Here is a 2,765-nt window from a genome sequence, read left to right as displayed (position 1 = left end):
TGGCCCCGGCGTTCGGGGATGCCACCGCGATGGCGCCCGCGGCCGGGGCCGCCGGGGACGAGACGACCATCGTGCCGGCGGCCGAGTTCGCCGATCCGGACGCCGAAGACCAACAGCTGGCCTACTCGATGGCCGATGACGGCGAGCAATATCCCGGCGAATTCGACGAGTACGACCCCGAACTCGACGATTACGAGTACGGCGACGTCGACGAGGCCGAGTCCAAGCTGTCGCGCCGGTCGTTGGTGATCGGCAACGCCGTCGTCGCCTTCGCGGTGATCGGGTTGGCATCGCTGGCCACCGCGATCGCGGTCGCCGTCGAGCCCACCGCCAGCCGGCAGCCGGTGGTGGGGGTGCAGAACGGCACCCCGGGCAAGTTCATGCCGATCCTGCCGAGCCAGCAGCAGGCGCCGCTGCCGCCGCCCCCGGCCGATGCGCCCAACGCCGGATTCCAGGGCGGCACCGTCCCGGCCCCGAACAACCCGGTTCCGCAGCAGGTCGCGCCGCCGTCAGGGGGCGGGGTCCCGGCCGGTCCGGTGCCCGAGGCCCCGGTCAACCCCGGCGTCGTGCCCAACCCCGAACCCGGTTGGGCGCCGCGCCCCAATCCCATTGTGCCGGTGCCCATTCCGATTCCCATCCCGATCCCTGGGTGGGGGCCGAACTACCCGCCCTACAACCCGCCGTACAACCCTCCCTACACGCCGCCGACGACCACCTTCTCGCCGCCGACGACCACGTTCTCGCCGCCGACGACGACGTATTCGCCGCCGACGACGACGTATTCGCCGCCGACCACCACGCACGAGCCGCCGACGACGACGTATTCGCCTCCGACGACGACGTATTCGCCGCCGACCACCACGCACGAGCCGCCGACGACGACGTATTCGCCGCCGAGCACCAAGGCGACCACGCAGGCGCCGGCACCGACGCACACCCAGCAGACCGTGCCGCCGACGCATTCGCAGCCGCTGTTTCCGCAGGAGCCGCGCCCCCACCGCGGGTTCTGAGCGTGCCCGACGCCGACGGCCAGGTGACGGTGGTGCTGCCCTGCCTCAACGAGGAGGAGTCGCTGCCGGCCGTCCTGGCCACCCTTCCCGCCGGCTACCGCGCGTTGGTGGTCGACAACAACAGCACCGACGACACCGCCGGGGTCGCGAGCCGGCACGGCGCCCGAGTCGTCGCCGAACCGCGGGCCGGATACGGCTCGGCCGTGCACGCGGGCGTGCTGGCCGCGGCCACCCCGATCGTGGCGGTCATCGACGCCGACGGCTCGATGGACGGCGGCGAGCTGCCCCGGTTGGTCGCCGAGCTCGAGCGGGGCGCGGACCTGGTGACCGGGCGGCGCCGCCCCGTGCCCGGGCTGCACTGGCCCTGGGTGGCGCGGGTGGGCACCGTGGTCATGAGTTGGCGACTGCGCACCCGTCACGGCCTGCCGGTGCACGACATCGCGCCGATGCGGGTGGCCCGCCGCGATGCCCTGCTGCAGCTCGGCGTCGCGGACCGGCGATCGGGTTACCCGCTGGAGTTGTTGGTGCGCGCGGCGGCCGCCGGCTGGCGCGTCGTCGAACTCGACATCAGCTACGGCCCGCGCACGGGCGGCAAGTCGAAGGTCAGCGGCTCGCTGCGGGGCAGCATCACCGCGATCCTCGACTTCTGGAAGGTGATTTCGTGAGCGCCTTGCCGGTGACCCTGCTGGTGGTCGCCAAGGCGCCCGAACCGGGCCGGGCCAAGACGCGACTCGCGGCGGCCGTGGGCGATCGGGTCGCCGCCGAAATCGCCGCCGCCGCACTGCTCGACACGCTCGACGCCGTGGCCGCCGCGCCGGTTGCGGCCCGGGTGGTGGCGCTGACCGGGGACGTGGCCGGCGCCGCGAACGCCGCCGAGATCCGCGAGGTGCTGGCGCGCTTCACCGTGATCCCCCAGCGCGGCGAGGATTTCGCGGCCCGGCTCGCCAACGCCCACGCCGACGCGGCCGCCGGGCTGCCGGTGCTGCAGATCGGGATGGACACCCCCCAGGTCACCGCCGATCTGTTGGCGGGCTGCGCGCGCCGGCTGCTCGAAGCGCCGGCGGTGCTCGGGCCGGCCCGCGACGGCGGCTGGTGGGTGCTGGGCGTGCGGCAGCCGGCGATGGCCGACTGCCTGCGCACCGTGCCGATGTCGGTGCCCGACACCGGCGAACTCACGTTGAAGGCATTGCGCAACAACGGCATTGACGTGGTGACGGTGCAGACGCTGGCCGACGTGGACTTCGTCGACGACGTCGCGGTGGTGCGCGGGGACTGCGCGCCCGGCAGTCGGTTCGCGCGCGTCACCCGCGCGGCCGGCCTCTAGCGAGCTACCAGTGCGTCAGGATTATCGTGTTGAGCGCCAGCGCGCCGATCGCGTTGAGCGCCAACCAGATCCGGTGTGACCGCACCGGCAGCAGGGCGCCCGCCGCGGTGAGCCAGACGGTGAACGGCAGCCAGATGCGCTCCACCTCGGCCTTGCTGAGCATGCTCAGGTCGGCCAGGACAACGGCGGCCAGCACACCCAACAGCAGCAGAGGAAAACCGGAGCGGCGGCCGATGGCGGCCCGGTCGAACACCCGGCCGATCCCCGCGACGCCCCCCAGCCCGATCGCGCAGACCACGCACGCCAGGTTGGCCCAGCTCCAATATTGGAACGGCCGGTCCTTGGCGATGCCCTGCCAATAGCGTTGCTGCACCAGCGTATAGCCGTCGAACCAGAAGAACCCGGCGACCGCGAAGGCCACCGCCACCGCG

The 2,765-nt window shown here is 72.9% G+C and carries 2 protein-coding genes and 2 pseudogenes; 3 read left to right on the top strand and 1 reads right to left on the bottom strand.

All coding sequences use genetic code 11. The annotated features are described in order from the left end of the window. The 3 genes and pseudogenes from DQP57_RS26465 to DQP57_RS26455 form a co-directional block, all read left to right on the top strand. A pseudogene (locus DQP57_RS26465) lies at positions 1-1,010 on the top strand (hypothetical protein); the annotation flags it as partial. A gap of 2 nt (positions 1,011-1,012) precedes the next feature. Next, complete coding sequence (locus DQP57_RS26460; protein WP_205869249.1) at positions 1,013-1,675, top strand: glycosyltransferase family 2 protein; 663 nt, start codon at positions 1,013-1,015, stop codon at positions 1,673-1,675. Beyond that, positions 1,672-2,334: a TIGR04282 family arsenosugar biosynthesis glycosyltransferase gene (locus DQP57_RS26455; protein ID WP_112635869.1), complete on the top strand. Its 663-nt coding sequence runs from the start codon at positions 1,672-1,674 to the stop codon at positions 2,332-2,334. Before DQP57_RS26460 ends, DQP57_RS26455 begins: the two co-directional genes overlap by 4 nt. 4 nt (positions 2,335-2,338) lie before the next feature. Here DQP57_RS26455 and DQP57_RS26450 read toward each other — a convergent pair. Then, a pseudogene (locus DQP57_RS26450) lies at positions 2,339-2,765 on the bottom strand (hypothetical protein); the annotation flags it as partial.

The sequence above is a fragment of the Mycobacterium colombiense genome (assembly GCF_003284935.1).
GTDB lineage: Bacteria > Actinomycetota > Actinomycetes > Mycobacteriales > Mycobacteriaceae > Mycobacterium > Mycobacterium arosiense_A.
This window is presented reverse-complemented; position numbering and strand designations above follow the sequence as displayed.